Genomic DNA, 19,441 nt, shown 5'->3' with positions numbered 1-19,441 from the left:
TTTTACCCGAGGCTAACTTCAGGCATTGTTTTGCAGTAAGCCATCGGCGAGTTCAGTAATTTGCGAGCGATGACTGAGCTTCCCCAGCCACGCATCAGGAATCGCCACCTCACCATAAAATGCGCCCGCCAATTGACCGCACACGGCTGCGGTTGTGTCCGCGTCGTCACCAAGGTTGACTGCGGTCAGCACCGCATTGGCGTAGGAGTCGGTGGTGGCGAAACACCAGAGCGCAGCCTCCAGGCTCTCCACCACATAGCCGGAACCTTTAAGCTGATGGCTGGATTTACCCAGGTAGGCGCCCTGCTGAATGGCGCTGAGCCGCTCGGCGCCCGGAACGAAAGTCGGCTGTAAGATGGCCTCCTTGCTCGCACCACACAAAGCGAGGTGAAGCATCTCACCAAACAGCGCGCACGCGTCCACACACTCCTCTGCGCCGTGGGTTGTGCGTGAACTCAACGCGGCGAAATGTCTGACTTGGGTTAAATCCGGGCTGAAAAACATGGCGACAGGTGCGAGTCGCATTATTGAACCATTGCCTGCGGCAGAAGGATTAGTCGAGCCAGCAAACGGGTCACCCTTGCGCTGATAACGACTCAACGCGCCGGAAACTGTCATTCCAATATCAAAACAGCGCCCATTACTGCTCATGTAGCCATGAGTGCGCCAAGCGCAGTAACGCTGCATCTGGTCATCCGCATCAAAACCGCGCTTTTCCAGCAGCGAATGGCCAAGGCACAACGCCATACTAGTGTCGTCTGTCCACTGCCCTGGCCGTAAATGAAACGGCCCGCCCCCCACCATATCGGTTATCAGCTCAAAACTTCCCCGCGGCTGAAACTCCACTGTGGTGCCTAGGGCGTCACCAGTGGCGAGCCCAAGCAGACTTCCGCGATAGCGTTGTTTTCGATCAAGCTGTGTCTGTGGTTGAGTTGTCATCATGGCTTAATCTTACGCCTCTGAGAGTGCAGCACAACCGTGAACAAACATTCGTGCGACACATTACCTGCCTATGCACGCAGCGCTCTGAATCGCTGTAATTTGCCTGCCATTATTCTCGGCGGCATCACTTTTCAGCTGCACCCTAAGGCCCTTCGGCTAGATAGCATGGCATACCTTCACCAACCATTTTTTCGCTCCATCGCCGAGATTCACAACCCGCAAAAACGCAGCGACTGTTTTCACGATTATATGAGTTCGTGCTTTTTGCTGGATAACAAAGACGAAGCAGGTTTTAACGACAACAGCCGAGTAAAGCGCGCAAAAGCGGATTACCTGCGCCTGTTGCGCGGCTGGCTGTTTAATGCGGACGGGATTGAGGCAGCGGTACTAAAATATTGGGTCGCGTCGCGCTTTGGCCTGCTGTGCCAAAACCATAACGGTTGCCTGCGGGACCCACACGGGCGGGCTTTCGCTCAGTATCAAGCGGATTTTATGCGCGGCCTGTACAACGCCAACGCGCTCGAGTCACAGCTCGACTTGCTCTACAGCTTTTGCCAATACGAGTTGGTCAGACGCTTCCCCAGGCGTCAACACTGGCATCTCTATCGGGGCATCAATCACCTGACAGAATTTGATGTACTGGCGTATGGGGATGATCACGAAAAGGTGCTGCTCAACAACTTGAATTCCTTTAGCGCAAGCGTGGACACCGCAGGAATATTCGGCGACCGAGTGCTCTCGGTGGCCGTACCCAGCAGTAAAATTTTGTATTTTCCAGGCTTGTTGCCCGGTGTGCTGCAAGGCGAGGAAGAGTTTTTGGTACTCGGTGGTGTGTACCAGGTGAAACATCATCGCTGAAATACCATCATGCCCGAGTGTCATCCTGGGCCAGAGCCCGTGTTGTGGCCATAAGTGTTTTCACTAGGGCATCTAACTGCGCCCGTTTTTTATCGTCCTTAAAACTGCCCTCTTCATCAAACGCATCCCCCGCTTTCGCCAGCGCCATTTGCTGTGAAATAACCAGGGTGTTTAAGTGGGCCATTTGCAGGCGCAATGCCATGAGTGAGCGCATACCGCCAAAACCACCCGGGGACGCCGCTGCCAGGGCTACCACTTTGTTAGTGTAAGCGGACATTCGCGGTTCGCCCTCATAATGGCTGCGGGACAACCAATCCAGGGTATTTTTTAACAGCGCTGGAAAAGAGCCGTTGTACTCAGGCGTGGCAATAAAGAGTGCGTCCTGTTCGGTAAATATTTTTTTCAATGCGAGAGCATTTTCCGGCAGGCCGCTGTCATCCTCCAGATCGCCGTTGTAAATCGGCATTGGGAAATCCGCCAAATCGATAAAGGTGACATCCGCCCCGGCACAGCGGGCCAGATCGCTCGCCGCGTGTGCGAGTTTTTTGTTCAGCGATTCTTTGCGACTGCTGCCAGCCATAAAAAGGACTTTCATAAGGTTTCCATTTACTTTCAATATTTTCGACGCATTCAATACTTCGAGCATTTTCGAGTCATTGAATCATCCGCCGACGCATCCGTTATATCCGCAACAAGAGTACTGACTACGCGGGGAGATCAAACAACAGAATTTCTGTTTGCGTTATCGCCGCCATTGCCAGCGCAGCTTCACCGGCGATGGCCAATCCATCGCCAGCCTTGGCCAATTCGCCATTCACCCGAAGCTCACCGCTTGCGACCTGGAGCCAGTATTTACGCGTTGGCACGAGGGTTTCACCCAATTCAACGCCGGGCTCGAGCCGCCCGATAGCGAGCGACGCATCCTGCTTAATCTGCAAGGGCGCGCGCGCATCACCACCTACTACCTGAATCAATTTATTGCGAAGATCTTCCGGTGCGAAGGACAATTGCTGATAACCAGGTTCCGTGTCCACGGCGTTGGGTTGAATCCAAATTTGCAAAAAATGCACAGGTTCACTATCTGATGCATTAAATTCGCTATGAGTCACGCCCGCACCGGCGCTCATTACCTGTACGTCGCCAGCGACAATACGAGAACCATTGCCCATGCTATCTTTGTGCGCCAGCTCACCCGACAACACATAAGAAATGATTTCCATGTTTTTGTGTGGATGCGTGCCAAATCCCGCACCTGGAACCACGCGGTCCTCGTTTATCACGCGCAAAGGGCCGAACCCCATGTGCGCAGGGTCTTGATACCCACCAAATGAAAACGTGTGCTGGCTTTGCAGCCAGCCGAGATCACTGGGGCCACGTTCTTCTGCTGCTCTCTTTACAATCATCGCTTATCTCCGTAGCAAAGCATGCATCCCCAATTACGACAACAGAACATCTGGAACTATCCATAGTGCAGTTTTGCATAACAGCGAATTTTCAACACACGCTTAAAGTGCACCGTCACCGGCGGCTTAAATAAAACACGCCTCAAATATTCGGTGCCATAAATAAAAAAAGGTATGGCGTAAAATTAACACGCCATACCTTCTCGGATGATGGAAATAATCGAATTAAACGATCAAGAAAACTGATTCATTGTGTTCGCCTCTCCCGCCGCCTTGAGCGCCTGACCGCCAGAAAAATATTCCTTATGGTCGTCACCAATATTTGAGCCGGACATATCCTGGTGTTTAACACAGGCCAGGCTTTGGCGGATTTCCTGGCGCTGCACCGTCTCCACGTAAGCCAACATGCCCTGGTCGCCAAAATACGATTTCGCCAGATTGTCTGTGGACAGGGCGGCCGTGTGATAGGTTGGCAATGTAATCAAGTGATGGAAAATACCCGCTTGCTGTGCCGCATCGCGCTGAAAAGTACGAATCCGTTCGTCCGCTTCCTGCGCCAGTGGCGTGGTATCGTATTCCACACTCATCAGGTTCTCACGGTGATACTCAGTAAGGTCGCGGCCTTCCTGCTGCCAGGCATCAAACACCTGCTGGCGAAAGTTAAGTGTCCAGTTAAAAGACGGACTGTTGTTGTACACCAGCTTGGCATTCGGTACCTGCGCGCGAATGCGATTCACCATCCCGGCGATCTGGCCAATATGCGGCTTCTCGGTTTCGATCCACAGCAGATCGGCGCCGTGTTGCAACGAGGTGATACAATCCAGCACCACCCGGTCTTCGCCGGTATTGGGTTTAAATTTCACCAAGCCATTCGCCAAGCGTTTAACTTTGATACAGCCATCGCCTTGTGCCAGCACCAGGTCACCCGGTGCAATCTCGCGCAAATCGGAAATTGCCTCGCCATCAATATAAGCGTTGTACTGCTGCGCAAGATCGCCAGCGCTGGTGGACACCGGTATTTTTTGCGTAAGACCCGCGCCGAGTGAATCGGTGCGCGCAACAATCACGCCGTCTTCGACGCCCAGTTCCATAAAGGCGTAACGCACCGCGTGAATTTTCGCGAGAAAATCCTCGTGGGGAACGGTGACTTTACCGTCCTGGTGGCCGCACTGCTTCGCATCCGACACCTGATTTTCTATCTGAATACAGCAGGCACCGGCCTCTATCATTTTTTTCGCCAGTAAATAGGTTGCTTCCTCATTGCCGAAACCTGCGTCTATGTCCGCAATAATGGGCACCACATGGGTTTGAAAACCGTCGACGGCTTTTTGCACATAGCGCTCGCGCACGTGATCGCGCCCGGCGCGAGCTTTATCCAGCTCTTTAAACAAATGGTGCAGTTCGCGTGCATCCGCTTGCTTTAAAAAGGTGTACAACTCAGCGATTAAATCAGGCACGGCTGTTTTTTCGTGCATGGACTGGTCCGGCAAGGGACCAAATTCCGAGCGCATCGCAGCCACCATCCACCCGGAAAGATACAAATAGCGACCTTTGGTTTCGCCGAAATGCTTTTTAATCGAAATCATTTTTTGTTGCCCGACAAAGCCGTGCCAGCAGCCTAGCGACTGAGTGTAATTTGCCGGGTCACGGTCGTATGCGGCCATGTCTTCGCGCATAATTTTTGCCGTGTAGCGTGCAATATCCAATCCTGTTGCAAAGCGGTTTTGCAACCGCATACGGGCAACACTCTCGGCATTGATCGCCGACCAGCTGGCACCCTGCTGTTCAAGTGTACGGTTGATGTTTTTAATTTCGTTAGTGTAAGTGTTCATACATACCTCAGTAATTCGTTACCCATTGATTCACGTATTCCGTGAAAATGACGGCGATAAAAAAATGTTAAGCCCGCTGCTTTTGCTGCAATCGGTATTTCTGCAGTAAATGCTCGGTATAGCCATTGGGTTGTTCGGCACCCAATACAATAAGGTCGCGCGCCGCCTGCAAGGCCAGGTTGGTTGCGGGGTCGGTCGCCATGGGTTGGTAACCATCGGTAGCCGCGTTTTGCGCATCTACCACTGCGGCCATGCGCAGCAAAAGTGTGTCGAGTTGGTCAAGACTGCACAGCCCATGTAGCAGCCAGTTGGCAATGTGCTGACTGGAAATACGCAAGGTTGCGCGGTCTTCCATCAACCCAATGTCGTTAATATCCGGCACTTTGGAGCAGCCAATGCCCAGTTCAACCCAGCGCACCACATAGCCCAAAATCCCCTGAATATTGTTTTCCAGCTCCCGTTCAATATCTGCCGAACTCAGGGTGTCCTCTGCGGATAACAACGGAATCTGCATAATCTCGGCGCGCGCTGCCGGTGCCCGCTCACGCAGGCCATCCTGCACCTCGCCAACATCCACCCGGTGATAATGCAGTGCATGCAGTACGGCCGCGGTTGGTGAGGGCACCCAGGCCGTATTGGCCCCGGCGCGCGGGTGCGCGATTTTGCTCGCCATCATTTTTTCCATTTCGTCCGGCATTGGCCACATGCCTTTGCCGATCTGGCCGTGTCCAGGCAGACCACACGCCAGCCCAACATCCACATTGTTATTTTCGTAAGCGGTAATCCACGGCTGTTCTTTCAGCCACGCTTTTGGCATAAATGCACCCGCGTGCATGCTGGTATGAATTTCGTCGCCGGTGCGATCGAGAAACCCGGTATTGATAAAAACCACCCGCTCACGAGCTTCGCGAATGCAGGCCTTTAAGTTGAGTGTGGTGCGACGCTCTTCATCCATAATGCCAATTTTTAAGGTATTCGGCGTTAGCCCCACCAATTCTTCCACCGCAGAAAAGAGCGCACAGGTAAATGCAACTTCCCGCGAGCCGTGGAGCTTGGGTTTAACGATATACACACTGCCGGTGCGACTGTTGCGCTTTTTGCGCGCGCTGTCGCGAATGTCGATAGCGCCAATTAAACCGGTCACCACCGCATCAATAATACCTTCGGGTACAAACTCGCCCTGACTGGTTTGCATAATGTCGCAGTTCATCGCCAGGCCCACATTGCGCACCAGCATCAGCGAGCGACCCGGCAGGCGATATTCCTCACCATCGCCAGCGGTATACACCCGGTCGCAGTTCATGCGCCGTGTATGGGCAACACCGCCTTTATCGAATACCGCGGTTAAGTCTCCGCGCACTAAACCCAGCCAGTTGCGATACACCTCCAGCTTGTCTTCCGCATCGACGGCGGCAACAGAATCCTCGCAATCCATAATGGTGGTAAGCGCCGCTTCAATCTGAATGTCCTGCAGGTTCGCAAGATCATTTTTGCCGACCTCGCCATGGCGGTCGAACACCAGCTCCACATGCAGGCCGTTATTTTTTAATAAAATCGATTCCGGATTTTCCTTGTGACCATTCAGTGCCACAAACTGGCCGGGGTCCTGTAAACCGGTTTCGCTACCGTCGGCGAAAAATGCGAGGAGATGCTGGTAATACACCACGTAACTGCTAACGTTGTGGTGAGATCCGGTTTCCAGCGGAAATATTTCGTCGAGAAAATCGCGCCCCGACTGAATAACCTGTTGCCCGCGTGCGGGGTTATAGCGCTTGCCCGGCTTGAGCCCCGCGTCATAAGGAATCACATCGGTGCCGTACAGGGCATCGTAAAGGCTGCCCCAGCGGGCGTTTGCAGCGTTCAGTGCAAAGCGGGCATTTTTTAATGGAACCACCAGCTGCGGACCAGCAAGCTGCGCGATTTCCGCATCCACGTTTTCGGTCGTTACCTGAAAATCGTCCGCTTCCGGTTCCAGGTAGCCAATCTCGGTTAAAAACGCGGTGTAAAGTGCTGCATCAAACAATTCTCCCTGATGAGATTTGTGCCACTCATCAATTTGCGCTTGCAACGCATCCCGTTGAAATAGCAGTTGCTGATTCTCTGGGCTAAATCTGTCGACCAGAACTTCCAATTCGCGCCAGAAGTCCGCGCGGGAAACGCCAGCCAGAGGCAGCACGTCCTCATTAATAAAGTTATAAAAGTTTGCATCCATATAGCTAGAATTTTTCAGTGACAGCTTCATTTTCAATTACCTGTTGGACAAGCGGTGTCGCGCACAGCTCTGTATAGCCCGCGTTAAAATAGCTAGACTCTACATCGGCGCGCGGCCTTCTCTGTTGCAAGCAGTGTAAGTGACATTCAGCTAGAATTTCACAATAGAAATTTCACAGTGTGAATTTTACAAAATGAAAGATACCAAGAGCCTGATGCGTAAGGCGCATTTTCTCGGTACCAAAATTCGCAATTTACGCAAACGCAATAATTTAACCATCGAGGATTTATCCTCCCGATGTGTCAAGGTGGACGCTGAATCTGCGCCTTCGGTATCTTATTTATCGATGATTGAGCGCGGCAAGCGCGTGCCAAGCGAATCCATGCTTGAGGTGATCGCGCGCGTATTTGAAAAACCGCCCGAATGGTTTCTCGACGAAGCCCCGGAAGATGACGACCTGACGCCGGTTAAAAGCAGCAGTGCCGGTGGCATTACGGGCATTCCGCTGGAACCCAATTTTTTATTTTCCAACGAAATTCTGCAAATCGCGATACCCGAATTACTTTCTCAAACCGGCACAACCGGCCGTCAGTTTGCTCACCTGCTTATTCGCGCCCATCAGGAGCACTATCAAAATCATTTTCCCGATTTAGAGCGCGCCGCTGAAAATATTGGCAAAAAGCAACTGCCATTAAATCACGATGCCCTGCACGATATTATTAAGCAAATGGGTTTAAAGCTTGCGTGGTTCGATACCCCAGGCGACGACGTGCGCGAGGAAATCTGGCATAACGAAAACTGTATCGTAACGTCCTATTACGATCCGCGCGGCACGGTGTTTATCAACCGTATTTTGGAAGCCTGGCCAATGCGCTATAAGTACGATTTGGCGGTACATATTGGCCATTGCGTACTACACGATAAAGACGCCTATAAAACAGTGCTGGTTGCGGGCCACGGGCAAAGCAGCACACTCATGGAAGACGATGCGTTCAGTCACCAGTCTTCATCGGTGAATTCGCAGGATATTCTGCATGCGTGGCGTGACTTCGAATGCAGTTTTTTTGCCGGTGCACTCCTGTGCCCGAAAGTGCCGTTTCGCCAAATGCTCGATCGCTACAGTTACGAAGTGGATGTGAGCAAGCTGGTGGATGTTTCTGAATCGGTGGCAATGCGCCGTATGACTGCGGTATCGCCCTACCCTCACTGGCATTATTTCGATGCCTACCCACCGGGTAAGCTTAAAGCGGTGTACCGGGGCAATGGCATACCTTTGCCGTGGGGCAATATGCGCAGCGTCAAAGACCCTTGCCAGCACTGGTCCGTTTTTAGAATGATCAACACACCAGTGAAAGGCACCGCCTCGCAACTTTCGATTCTTAACGTTAACGGCAGCCCGCGTATTTACTGCTGTGAATCCAAATATGTTGAAGATCTGGCGGGGCAGAATCATGTTTTGTGTGCAGGTATCGATCTCAACCCCGCCATCGAAGCGCAGGGTAAAGACGCACACACATTAGCGCAGGAACTCAAAGCGATTTGCGTGAGTAATGGCGGCTCCGCACCTGTACCCGCAGCCATTAAGCGCGATCTCACCACAGTCGCTCGCATACTCAATATCGCTTGGGTATCGCGCGGTATTGAAGGCGACGCAAGGCTAATTTGCCCGCGCGGCACCGAATGTCCACGCGTGCCCAGTTGTTACGATGGTTGCGAACACACCGCTCCATGAATTGCCGAGCGCTAATAGGAAAACACCGCGGGCAATAATTTAAATTCCCCCAGATAGCCATCGGCGCTATTTCGTTTCAGCCAAATGCGTACCTCTTGTACGTGTTTCAAATCGACCTGTTTCGCCAGCTTGTCAGTGTCAACCGTCAAAGATTTCCAGCCTGCTACTTTTTCATCCGCAAGATTTGCCAGTTGCACAATGGCGTAATCGCCACGAATATCAATTATTTCTAACGCCAGCGCCATAGAGGATCCAAGCGCTAGCAGGGGCAAAGAAAATTCTTGTGTTATTTTAACCCCGGTAAAATTAGTGGGTTTATCCCATAAACTGCTGCTAACCAGCGCGCTTTCCTGGTATTGCCAGACGGGTGTAATGGCAAGCGCCCTGCCACTTACGGAGTGTCGGTGCAAAACATCGTATTGCGAGGTGTCATCGTCGGTGTACAACAAAACCCGTATATTTTCCGGATTCATTGTCTGCGGGCGAATAGAATTTTCAAAGTTTTCCGAAAAGCGTCGATCCACCTGCAAGTGAAAGTCGTCTATAAACAAGGTGCCAGATACAACCGCCGTTGTATTTCGCCCGACTATGGTCAGCTCGATACTGTGCACCTGGCTGATATCAAAAGCTACTCGCCCCTGGGTAAAGGTAGTCGCTGTAAACGGCCCGAGCTGAAATTGCGTTTTATCGGTGCCAGTGGTTGTTTCAAGTCGATAGCGTCGGCCTTTTGAATCAACCATGCTTAGGCTGAAAGTGGCAACCTGGCGTTCCAGGGTTGCATCGAAAGACACACCGAAATCCACAGTGGCGTTAATCAAATTAAGGGGTTGCGGAAACTGATGAACCAGTGTGGCAATCCCTCTGTCGGTAGAACTGGATTTATTGTTGTAAGCGTTAAATATCCAGGTGCCACCACCAAGATCTCCGGCCTCCACTTCCATCGCCCAACTGGTTAAAGGCGCCTTCCAGCCTCGTGCATAAATCGGATAATCGGTTAATTTCGCTTTATCCGGCTTCAGTTCTGTAGAAAAACTCTCGGCTGCTGTATTACACACTGAACAGCAAATCAGCGTAGAGCATAAAAGAATGACCAACCAAATGTGTGAAGAACAGGTCGTACGAGCGCGATATTTTTTTAGCTTTTGCGCGCACACAGTTAGCAGCATTGCAGCCCTTTCCAGTCACAGGTTAATTATTCACCGGCAACATCCGGCATCCTTGTCGCCTTTATGGTAATCGGCTTGGATGCGAGCTTTTGCGTCTTGGATCTCATGAACCAGCTTTACTTCAAACCTGTGATCTCGTGCAAAAAACGCGACAACAAGAATAAAAAATATCGCGCCCACCTAAAGATAAAGGTGACAAATGAAGCGGGTTGATAACGTCACTCTCCCTCCGGTTCTCGCGAGTAACCTTCACAACCGGCTTAAAGCCGATACACATGAAAACGGATTTTGGAGGGAAAATGGCGGTGGAAGACAGAGATTTGAGGGAATGTAGCTTAAAGCTCGGCATGCGTATACGGGAAGCACTCTAGGCGCCTCGATCGTCTATTAGTCTGCATCCTCGGTATAAAGATATTGGATATTAAAATTCTTAATTTCCGACATAGGAATTACCATATTATCGCCGGAGATTTCATGCGAGTTCCCCTCGAAGATATCGGTACCACTGTTTTTGTCTTCACAAATTAACCGTCGATCAACATTTTGTAAAACAATTCTATCCAGCTGACCACTGGAATTGAGTTTATAGGAACGTAGAAAGCCTTCGTAAATAAAGATCAAGCCACCAACTTCCGTTAATGCTGATATATAGACAGCGGCAGGCATATCTTTAGTATCGGATTCGAAATCAGAAAAATAATAATACCAGGGCGTGTCGTTTTTAAGGCGTTTCGCCAGCCAGTTTTCCCCGTGGTCCAGGTTAAAGGTTGAAACCACAAACCGAAACGCAAACCCCAGTAGCCAGGACGCGGCGAGGAGTGTGGCAAAGTAAAGTGCAATCCAATTGATTGAGGCGGCAACCACTTTAATCGCCGCAGCCAGGTTATCCCTATCGGACGTAAGAATCACCAACAGCGAAAAATAATCAATTTTAAAACCGAACAAGGTGGCGAAAAACACCCAGACAAAATGTAGCATCAATGCATAAATAAACGCGAGCGCCGCGGCGGTAGTCAGCGGGGTTGCGGTTGATGCGGATTTATCTTCGGATTGGAGAAAGGCGTTACGAAAAACGACGCCGGGGAACAGCAAGAGAAATATAACAACAGCGGGAAAGGCTATATTCATGGGCGGCTAGCCTTTCAATATGGTTTCAGCCGGTTTAGTGCCCACTCACCTGTGATATGGGACGAGAGCTTACTGCAATGTCTTTCCCATTAAAATTAATGGTATGCGGGTTGCCGTCTTTTTTTGATGCTCTAAATGCATCGCGGAGCTTTCGCGATGCCTCGCGGTCGCCCATCATCGCTTTAACACTTTCACTCATATACGCTTTCATAACAACCTGATGCTCTAAGTAAGTGTACGTCTGTACAGGGAGTATACACAATAAACAGACCTCCCAAACAGTGCTAAATTCAATTTTTCATGGTACCCGGGCGGCTCATCCCAGCCCAAATATTACGCTAACACATTGAAATTATTATATTTTTTTATGACAAGCAATGGCTTGCGCTGGTACAGCAATATAAGCGTTTTGGTACACATACCCAGACTGAAATCCGGTGTAGAAGAACATACTCCCACCAAAAGCAGGAAAGCCCACACGCACAGAGGTGCGGGTGGGCTTACAAGTGTACAGGCTGCAATACCTATTGCGCCGTAATCAGCGCCAATTCGATGTCGTGATCCAGTACCGCCCACCAGGCGCCGGTCGCCTGATCGTAGCCAACCAGCGGCATGGTGCTGCAATCGCCATCACGCGCGGGGGCACTGGAGAGCACACTGCTGTCCCAGGCGGCGGAAATTACACACGCCGCGGACGCCAAGGGCACCCAGCTATCGCCGACGCGCTTAGCCAGAGTAGCCACGCCAGTCAGTGAATCAGGCTGGATAAATTCCACCGCATAGGTATCGGCAACCGCATCGCTGATATCCCAGTGTTTGCTTGCCGTGGCTGGCAAGGTCACCGGGGCTTTTGCATCGCCCGTAGGACTGGACATGGCCAAGCCTGCGTCCAGTTCGAGATCCATCGGCGTGCCATAAGCACCCTGGAACATACCCGTCTGATTTTGCAGGCCACTGATCACCAGACTGTCACTCAGCGTACCCTCGGCAGGCAACCAGCTCAGGCTCACATGCTCTTTCAAATCAATCGATGTTTCCGGTATCAGAATAAGGTCTTCACCCACATCGGGAATAACACGCGCAGCGCTGTTTAAATTGGGCGACCAGCTTTCGTGTACCTGGAACAACCATTGGTAGGCCAGGCGCAGCAGGTCGTTCAGGCTTTCTGCCCGCGAGATACCCGGCGTGTACTCGAGGTCGCGGGTACGGGTGTTGGTGCGATTGAAGGTGGCGTTGGTACCGCCAACCAGGCGCGCCAGGGTACCGTCGTCGGCAATGCAGTCGTCCGAAATATACTCCGTTTGCAGCACCATCACCGGGCGCGTGCCTTCGGGAATCGAATCTGGATAAATCAGCGCTTCACAACGGTTGGTCGTGCGGCTGAAAGTATCCAATAGCTTCCAGTCGGCAGCAAACGCCTGATCAGCAGCATTGCTGGTGGCCGTGTGTGGCGCAAACCAGGACCAGTAATCAACCCGCGCGTCATCGAACCGCAGAATCGATGAATTCACATCAAAACCGGCAGAGCCGTTACTCATAGTTGCGTTCTTCTGAGCAATAATCGCCTGCACCAGATCGCGCTCACCGTATCGGAATTCATAGCCCTTGTAAGAAGCGTTGCCCGCCATAATCTGGGTGTACACATCCATGCGGTAGTTTCCGCCGCTTGGAGTCGAACCGGAAGGGTATGTCGTCAACATGGTTTTCGCGCTGATAACCGAACGCTGATACTGGTGCTCGTGGCCCTGTACGTAGATCGCGTCAATATCCGCGAGGAAATCGCGAATTTGCGGCTGCACATCGTAGACCCAGTTGTCATCCTTGGCACCATCGACAATATGTTCGAGCGTTTCACCGTATTTTGCGCCGATCAATCCATCGTGGCTGGCGATCACCACGTGATCCACGCGATTTTCGTTCTCCGCGTACACCTGCTTTATCCACTCAAACGCTACCGGCAGGTTGTAGTAGGCAAGCCCGATAATTAACACATTCTCGCGCACCACATAATAGTTAACCCATTCATAACCGGGCATGTGAACCGCGTCTTCGGGAATAAAATCGCGCATATTGCGAATCCACTCAACCGTGTAGGCATAGCTGGTTTCGTGGTTGCCCATAACCGGCAAAAATTCAATCCCCGCCTGCGCATACGGCTCCGCCACCGAGCGCCATTCAGCAAATTCGAGGCTCGATCCGTTATCTGTCAGGTCTCCCAGCGCGATGACCATGTCCACACCGGCATCGCTCTGCTGTTTGAGCACCTCGGCCATGGGGTGCATTGCCACGTGTGCCTGCCCGGTCGAGTCAGACCCGCCCTGGGTGTCCGGCAATAAACCAATCGAAAATGGCGCAGGAGTAGCAGACGGCGGCGGTGTAGGAGTGGGAGTAGGTGTGGACGTCGGCTCTACCGTAGGCACCGGCGTCGGTTCTGCTGTAGGGGAAGGGACTGGAGTGGGCGTAGACGTTGGATCTGGAGTAGGAGAGACGTTTGGTGTCGGTTGTCCGGTGGGTTCCAGAGAGCCCCCACCGGAATCATCGTTATCGCCCCCACACCCGGCAAGCGTGCTAAAAATCAGGCAAACTGCCAATAACCCAAGAGCTTTTGTATTCATGTTGTTCCTCACATATGTTTATTCCGATCTGACAGATAAAACAACATTTGGATGACAACATGATTAAAGGCGCCATAATCTGTGCGTAAAAAAATGTCGGCGGTTTAGGGAAAGTTGCGGAAATGAATGACGGTGTCGGCCACGTTAAAGTAACGATAGAGAAAATGCGAAAAAGCAGTTTTTTATGTAGGGCTCTCCATTCAACCTGAGATAACAAACAAGTTCAATATAATGCAGCCCGATACATTGCTTTAGAAATACCCACCCCTTTGACCGAAGGTCGTGTCAAGCGTTAAAGCTGATGCGGTCAACCCAAGTAGCTGCACACTCAGGTGCAGCTACTTTAGGCTTTTAAAGCCGTGCTGATCTTACATTCAGCTAACTTTACCTTGAAAAGTTTCGGCTTTCTCCGCAGGTTTGATAGCCAATACAAAGTGCATCGTTTATCCATTGAAAGTCCGTTAGGCTATGATCTTCACAAACAGGTACGTCATAGCCAAACCAGTCGCACCACAGTACTTCGGGGGGCTCATCGACAACGGGTTTTACTTCAACACTCCGGTTTACCCACCAAGTAAAGCTGTCACTATCTTCTACCCGAACGCTAAAGTTGTATGTACCGACGTTCAGGGCGCCGGTGTAAGTCTCTACCCAATAAGTATCCGAACTGTAATCCTTGCTTTGCAAGGTAAATTCTATGTCGGATGGGTATGAGAGAAAAACGCTCTCTAATGCTTCGGTGTCTTCAGCGATAACCGTTAGGGTAAACTCTTGGTTCTCATAAATATTTTCGGGCACTTCTATTCTCGCGGTTGGTCTGGCGGACACCGGAAATACCTCTACACGCTTCTCAACTGGGTCAAGCCCCGCAGAGGTAGCCGTCAATAAATATGTACCTGGATAGTCGTAAGCTATTTCGTAGAAATAAATTCTAGTGTACCCTTCCCCTCCACCACCGCTAGAGCTAGAGGAAGTCCTATTTGCTCTCGCATAAGGTTCGATAGACAGCGAGTGCTCGTAGGGTATGCGCGTGGGATGATAGGCAAATACCCCAACACTTTGCCGCGTATCTACGATGACTTTTTCTGAACCGGAAAACGAAATAGAACCACCCTCGTCTTCAGCTACCGTAAAGCTGGCGGTGTCAACACCGCGCTCGCCGTCCGCGTCAGTCACGATGACTTCAAGTTCATACGCACCGGCCATCGACGTAGCCCAACTAGCGAACAGAATTTCATCGCCAGTGTCATCGTAATCTCTATTAATAATTTCCTGCGGGTTAACGCGCGCACCATCCACAATCTGAAAAATCATCATTCGAGCATTTGCAATATTGTTTTCGGCGTCGGTGATCGCAGCTCTAAACGACACGGTATCGTTTGCAGTAAAATCTGCAAAAAAATAAATGTCGGCCACAGGAGGCGTGTTATCGCCACCGAAAGGTAACACGTTCACTGTTACCTGCTTTTTCTGGAAAAATCCATCGGGGTCTTTCGCTTCGATAAAAATCAGGTGCTCGCCTTCCGGTAATTCACCAACATAGACATCCCTCCACAAAGTGTCACTCTGGTGATCAGAGCTTTGCAAGGAAAATTCAGCACCACTGGGCGGTGTAAGCGTAAGGGATTCCAGCAATTCGGTGTCTTCACCGATAATAGTCAATGAGAAGGGCTGGCCTGCGTAGATAAGCTCAGGCATTTGGTAACTCACGGTGGGGCGTGCGGTTACCGGAAAAACTTCAACCGAGTGTTCAGCGACCAACTCGGATTGCTCATATTCGGCGCGCCACAGATAGGTACCCGGGTTATCGTAGGAAACGCGGTAGTAGTAACCCATAATATACCTGGCGTCGTTACTACCGCCGGTAGAACTCATATAGGAATACTCGGCGTATGGGCTGACGCTCAACAAAGGTTGGCTAGAGGGGAGCGACGGGGTAACCAGGGTAACGGTTATATCATCGGCACTTCCCGCAAGTACTTTATCTTTGGCAGCGATACTCAGGCTGCCCTCAGGGACGGGCTGATCAGAACAATCGCCACCCAGTACAGGAATATTCTCACTGGCAGGAACCCCACTGGGGGTAGAAACCTGCATGCCCACGACCATACCGGCGCCCGGCTGAAGCTGAGCATTCCAATCGCTGGGAATAAAAGTGTAAGGGTTGCTGCCAGAAACACTGGCATTCCAAACATGTTGAACCGTCACTCCGCCAGGAAATTCCGCTGTAAAGTGGTCAAGATCAACAACCGCGTCGCTGTTGTTTGTCGCCTGTATTTCGGCCGTTGCTCCACCGTTCCACTGGCTGATATATTGCCATTCACATTCGACAGCCTGCGCGAAGCTCGTGAGCAGCAATGTTGGCAGAGTAAACCATTTAAATATTGAATTTATACGAGGTAGGTAGCGTGAAGTCATGGGCGTCATCTCATTATTAAAGTTATAGAAATGCAGACTACAAACTTACTTGCGGCACACACAGCCCAATTATTCAACTAAACACACATAGAAACAACGGATATACCTGCCAAAATAATATAAAAATTTCGAACTATAGCTCTGACCTCATAGTTTGTCATTATTGATATCTCAATCACTCAAGTCACTTTATAAATGCTTTATCCGCCAGCTTAAGCCTACGATCTACTAAAGGGTAAAACATACTAGTGCGGCATCGAACTGCAAAATGCTTTCGCCGACTTTACTAAAGGATTTTTCGCCGCAAAAGAAGTAAGCCACTAATAACACCAGCCAGATTCTTACTTTTCGAGATACAAATTTGACGAAGCAAGCGGTATCGTTTTTATGGAAAATGACAATGAGTTGCTAATAGCAATATTTTTTTATTATCAATACAACCAGCATTCAAATGCTGTATAACAGTTTTGAACTTTTATTTTGAAAACCTTTATCTTGAAATCCTGCCAGCTGCTATATTCAAGGAATCGTTTAATAACTTATCAAAATGTATTTTCAAGCCAATAGCAACGCAATAAACTAAAATCAAGAAAAGAATGGGGAACGAAAAAATAGTATAGGCGTCGATTAATCCGAACCAATAAAATCGGACGCGAGGAGAAATAGTTTTTTGTAGGCAAATTTCAGTTAGCCCGATCAGTGTTATAAATCACTATCGAGATCATGCGGCTCGATACATCGCTTTGGAAATACCCACCCCTTTCGCAGCACGCAAGCCATAGCGTTCCACATACGCGCGCATGCGCACAACATGCCCGGCACAGCGGCCATACCGCCGCGAAAAATTCTTCACGTGTTCGAGCCAGTTTTTCGGGTCTATGCCAAAACGCTCGATGATGGGTTTTATAGCATCGGGGATGGCACCGCGCTTATCTGCACGTAAAACTCGGCCGGTTTCATCCACTAAGCGCAAATAATCCTGCTCAGTAAAGGGCAAGGCCACATGAATATCCGTATGGCTGGAACCGTCAAATACCATCAGCGGCGCTTCTGGCTGTTTATCCAATTTTAAATCCGCTTTTAAGCGTACTTGTTTTTCGGTGCGCTCGGCCAGTTCCGGATGTTTTTTAAGTTGTCGTTTTTTGCTGGCGAATTCAGCTAAACGCTGCTGAATGGACGTAAAATCACTGGCATCCAGGCTTTCTTCCATTCCCGCACGCACCGGGTTTAAATCCACGTACACCATACAACTGAGTAATGCGGCCTCGTCCAACAGCGCCTGACTTTTATATCGGCCTTCCCAAAAACGGCCTTTACAATTTTCTTCCGCATTGGCCATACGCGCAATAGTTTCGTTGACGCCACGCATAAACCAGCCAATATCAAACAGCCGCTCGCGCCAGGCTTCGATTTTTAAATAGACGGCATCGCGCTGCGCCTCGTCCAAGGTTGCTGGCGCTTTTAACCAGCGGCTCACCAACATATCGCCTTTGTAGAGCTGCATCCACCGCTCAACAACCTCGGAACGCGACCAGCTTTCTGCACGGCTTTTATCCACATGCAACACCACATGGTAGTGGTTGCTCATTACCGCGTAGGCACAGATATCAATAGCGTAAATATACGACAGGAATTTAAGGCGGGAAACAACCCATTGTTTGCGGTGATCATAGCTCTCACCCGTAGAAAAATCCTCCCCACACAAATACGCCCGCCGCACACACCGCACACACCGCACGCAGCAGTGATAGAACGGAGTTTCATCGAGGAAGACCTGAGTTTCTCTACTTGTGGTCATGGTTGCTGGTGTTAGGAGGATTTAATAGATCTGTCAATAGTTTGGATGTCCTTTTATTGACCTGTAAAAGCCGCTGGCTAAAACTAAAAAGCCCCGGCTAAAAGTGGGTGTCCAGTTAATTCTCACTCCCGCAATAGCAGTGTCAAGTTTGTGCGTGTCCTTTAAATTTGCACCACTTACCGGCCTGTCAAGTTTATGCGTGCGGCCAAACAGGTCAGAGCCTTTTTACGCAGGCTATTACTCTTGATTACTTCTACCGCTCTGCCTTTTGAGTTTCATTACAGTAGACAATATCACCAACGAAACCCCTATAAAGTAAGTTACCCAAAAAAAACGTAACATAAGCATTATTTTGAATAGATCTACAATTTCAGAAAATCCTAAATTATTACTTTTCTTCGTCAACTCCAATAGAAGTGCAAACAACATAAGTAAAATAAACCCAAACGTAAATTTAGCTATCGGTCGTAACAACTCACTTAATTTGTATTTAATAGTTAAGGACATGATGAACCATTAGAATCACACGACTGACCACTCTGAAGTGCAGAACTAGCTGCTCCACCAGCTTGCGACATAGTCTCTTGAATAACTCCAGTTACTGCATTTTCAGTTATTTTCCCACCCGCAATAAATCCTGAAGGCCCTAGCTTCGAAGAGTTAGTTATGGCAGAAACCGCTTTGTCTCCAGCGGCTCCACCCACTACGGTAGCGGTAGCACTAAGAGCAGCAGCCTGATGAACCCCCGCCATTGGAGCCTCATTTAAAACATTATCAACTATTTGATTAACCCCTGCAGTTACATAGGCAACAGTATCTGAAGTAACACTAACAGAACCAAAGGTTTCAGCCGCCCCCAACCCTATTGCAGCCGCACCAGTGGAAGCCAATCCGCCAGTACCCCCAACTAAAGCACCTGCTAATGCGGATCTTCCGACTTTCCCCATGTCTACACTTCCATCGCCAGACATCATTTGTGAAACTGCCGAACCACCACCACCAATAATTGCTCCTGCGACTGCGCCAACAATACACCAAGGGCATTCACCACTAGGATCCGTATTGCTCATCGGATCGTTGTACACATAAGCGTACAAATTCATTTGGTCTTCGTACCCTATAGGATCGGTTTGCAAAAACCGCCCCAACAGAGGGTCATACATCCGAGACTTGTAATAATATAGCCCCAACTCCTGCAAATACACTTGGCCCGTATAACCATACAACCCCGCATTAGTCGGGTCGGGTACACCGTACTCATCATAGGTATTGATGTTCAAGGTGCTACTACACTGAATGCCCTCTTTACTTTATTTTTCCTTTTCTAAAACTACAAA

General features: G+C 50.1%; 14 protein-coding genes. 2 read left to right on the top strand and 12 right to left on the bottom strand.

Annotated features, from left to right (window positions below):
* Window positions 1–18 precede the first annotated feature (18 nt).
* The gene (locus TERTU_RS01525; RefSeq protein ID WP_015818115.1) at window positions 19–942 is read right to left on the bottom strand and encodes an ADP-ribosylglycohydrolase family protein; all 924 of its coding nucleotides are present in this window, start codon (window positions 940–942) and stop codon (window positions 19–21) included.
* Window positions 943–978: 36 nt separating this feature from the next.
* Here TERTU_RS01525 and TERTU_RS01520 point away from each other — a divergent pair, with 36 nt between their 5' ends.
* Complete coding sequence (locus TERTU_RS01520) at window positions 979–1,800, top strand: NAD(+)--dinitrogen-reductase ADP-D-ribosyltransferase (RefSeq protein ID WP_015817626.1); 822 nt, start codon at window positions 979–981, stop codon at window positions 1,798–1,800.
* A 7-nt stretch (window positions 1,801–1,807) separates the two neighbouring features.
* On the opposite strand, the gene TERTU_RS01515 is transcribed toward TERTU_RS01520, so the two are convergent.
* The 4 genes from TERTU_RS01515 to TERTU_RS01500 form a co-directional block, all read right to left on the bottom strand.
* Window positions 1,808–2,395 carry an NADPH-dependent FMN reductase gene (locus TERTU_RS01515; protein WP_015819552.1) on the bottom strand — a complete coding sequence of 196 codons (588 nt, stop codon included), beginning with the start codon at window positions 2,393–2,395 and terminating at the stop codon, window positions 1,808–1,810.
* Between the two features lie 109 nt (window positions 2,396–2,504).
* The gene (locus TERTU_RS01510) at window positions 2,505–3,203 is read right to left on the bottom strand and encodes a pirin family protein (RefSeq protein ID WP_015819685.1); all 699 of its coding nucleotides are present in this window, start codon (window positions 3,201–3,203) and stop codon (window positions 2,505–2,507) included.
* A 233-nt stretch (window positions 3,204–3,436) separates the two neighbouring features.
* Window positions 3,437–5,035 carry an isocitrate lyase gene (locus TERTU_RS01505; RefSeq protein WP_015818601.1) on the bottom strand — a complete coding sequence of 533 codons (1,599 nt, stop codon included), beginning with the start codon at window positions 5,033–5,035 and terminating at the stop codon, window positions 3,437–3,439.
* A 67-nt stretch (window positions 5,036–5,102) separates the two neighbouring features.
* A complete protein-coding gene (locus tag TERTU_RS01500) occupies window positions 5,103–7,277 on the bottom strand; it encodes a malate synthase G (protein WP_015818937.1) in 2,175 nt (724 codons plus the stop codon).
* Between the two features lie 163 nt (window positions 7,278–7,440).
* On the opposite strand from TERTU_RS01500, the gene TERTU_RS01495 reads away from it, so the two are divergent.
* The gene (locus tag TERTU_RS01495; protein WP_015816829.1) at window positions 7,441–8,979 is read left to right on the top strand and encodes a DUF3612 domain-containing protein; all 1,539 of its coding nucleotides are present in this window, start codon (window positions 7,441–7,443) and stop codon (window positions 8,977–8,979) included.
* An 11-nt stretch (window positions 8,980–8,990) separates the two neighbouring features.
* Here TERTU_RS01495 and TERTU_RS01490 read toward each other — a convergent pair whose 3' ends face one another.
* The 7 genes from TERTU_RS01490 to TERTU_RS01460 all read right to left on the bottom strand — a co-directional run bounded on the left by TERTU_RS01490 (window position 8,991) and on the right by TERTU_RS01460 (window position 19,384).
* Entirely contained in the window at window positions 8,991–10,034 is a 1,044-nt protein-coding gene (locus TERTU_RS01490) for a hypothetical protein (protein ID WP_228378237.1), read from the bottom strand.
* 498 nt (window positions 10,035–10,532) lie between these two features.
* On the bottom strand, window positions 10,533–11,273 hold the full coding sequence (locus TERTU_RS01485; RefSeq protein ID WP_015820865.1) for a hypothetical protein: 741 nt from the start codon (window positions 11,271–11,273) through the stop codon (window positions 10,533–10,535).
* A gap of 34 nt (window positions 11,274–11,307) precedes the next feature.
* Entirely contained in the window at window positions 11,308–11,472 is a 165-nt protein-coding gene (locus TERTU_RS21930) for a hypothetical protein (protein WP_187148819.1), read from the bottom strand.
* 325 nt (window positions 11,473–11,797) lie between these two features.
* Window positions 11,798–13,888, bottom strand: a complete 2,091-nt coding sequence (locus TERTU_RS01480; RefSeq protein WP_228378236.1) for a metallophosphoesterase family protein — start codon at window positions 13,886–13,888, stop codon at window positions 11,798–11,800.
* Window positions 13,889–14,272: 384 nt separating this feature from the next.
* Window positions 14,273–16,306 (bottom strand): cellulose binding domain-containing protein, encoded by a 2,034-nt coding sequence (locus TERTU_RS01475; RefSeq protein WP_015817546.1) that lies wholly within the window; start codon window positions 16,304–16,306, stop codon window positions 14,273–14,275.
* A gap of 721 nt (window positions 16,307–17,027) precedes the next feature.
* Window positions 17,028–18,011 (bottom strand): hypothetical protein, encoded by a 984-nt coding sequence (locus TERTU_RS01470; RefSeq protein ID WP_019601323.1) that lies wholly within the window; start codon window positions 18,009–18,011, stop codon window positions 17,028–17,030.
* Between the two features lie 590 nt (window positions 18,012–18,601).
* On the bottom strand, window positions 18,602–19,384 hold the full coding sequence (locus TERTU_RS01460; protein WP_015816958.1) for an RHS repeat-associated core domain-containing protein: 783 nt from the start codon (window positions 19,382–19,384) through the stop codon (window positions 18,602–18,604).
* Between the last annotated feature and the right edge of the window lie 57 nt (window positions 19,385–19,441).

Origin of the sequence: Teredinibacter turnerae T7901 (genome assembly GCF_000023025.1) — a bacterium.
Lineage (GTDB): Bacteria > Pseudomonadota > Gammaproteobacteria > Pseudomonadales > Cellvibrionaceae > Teredinibacter > Teredinibacter turnerae_B.
This window is presented reverse-complemented; position numbering and strand designations above follow the sequence as displayed.

Bases quoted from the DNA above. Each gene is read 5' to 3' on its own strand.
- TERTU_RS01525 (WP_015818115.1), bottom strand. From the start codon at position 942: ATGATGACAACTCAACCACAGACACAGCTTGATCGAAAACAACGCTAT.
- TERTU_RS01515 (WP_015819552.1), bottom strand. From the start codon at position 2,395: ATGAAAGTCCTTTTTATGGCTGGCAGCAGTCGCAAAGAATCGCTGAAC.
- TERTU_RS01510 (WP_015819685.1), bottom strand. From the start codon at position 3,203: ATGATTGTAAAGAGAGCAGCAGAAGAACGTGGCCCCAGTGATCTCGGC.
- TERTU_RS01505 (WP_015818601.1), bottom strand. From the start codon at position 5,035: ATGAACACTTACACTAACGAAATTAAAAACATCAACCGTACACTTGAA.
- TERTU_RS01500 (WP_015818937.1), bottom strand. From the start codon at position 7,277: ATGAAGCTGTCACTGAAAAATTCTAGCTATATGGATGCAAACTTTTAT.
- TERTU_RS01495 (WP_015816829.1), top strand. From the start codon at position 7,441: ATGAAAGATACCAAGAGCCTGATGCGTAAGGCGCATTTTCTCGGTACC.
- TERTU_RS01485 (WP_015820865.1), bottom strand. From the start codon at position 11,273: ATGAATATAGCCTTTCCCGCTGTTGTTATATTTCTCTTGCTGTTCCCC.
- TERTU_RS21930 (WP_187148819.1), bottom strand. From the start codon at position 11,472: ATGAGTGAAAGTGTTAAAGCGATGATGGGCGACCGCGAGGCATCGCGA.
- TERTU_RS01480 (WP_228378236.1), bottom strand. From the start codon at position 13,888: ATGAATACAAAAGCTCTTGGGTTATTGGCAGTTTGCCTGATTTTTAGC.
- TERTU_RS01475 (WP_015817546.1), bottom strand. From the start codon at position 16,306: ATGACTTCACGCTACCTACCTCGTATAAATTCAATATTTAAATGGTTT.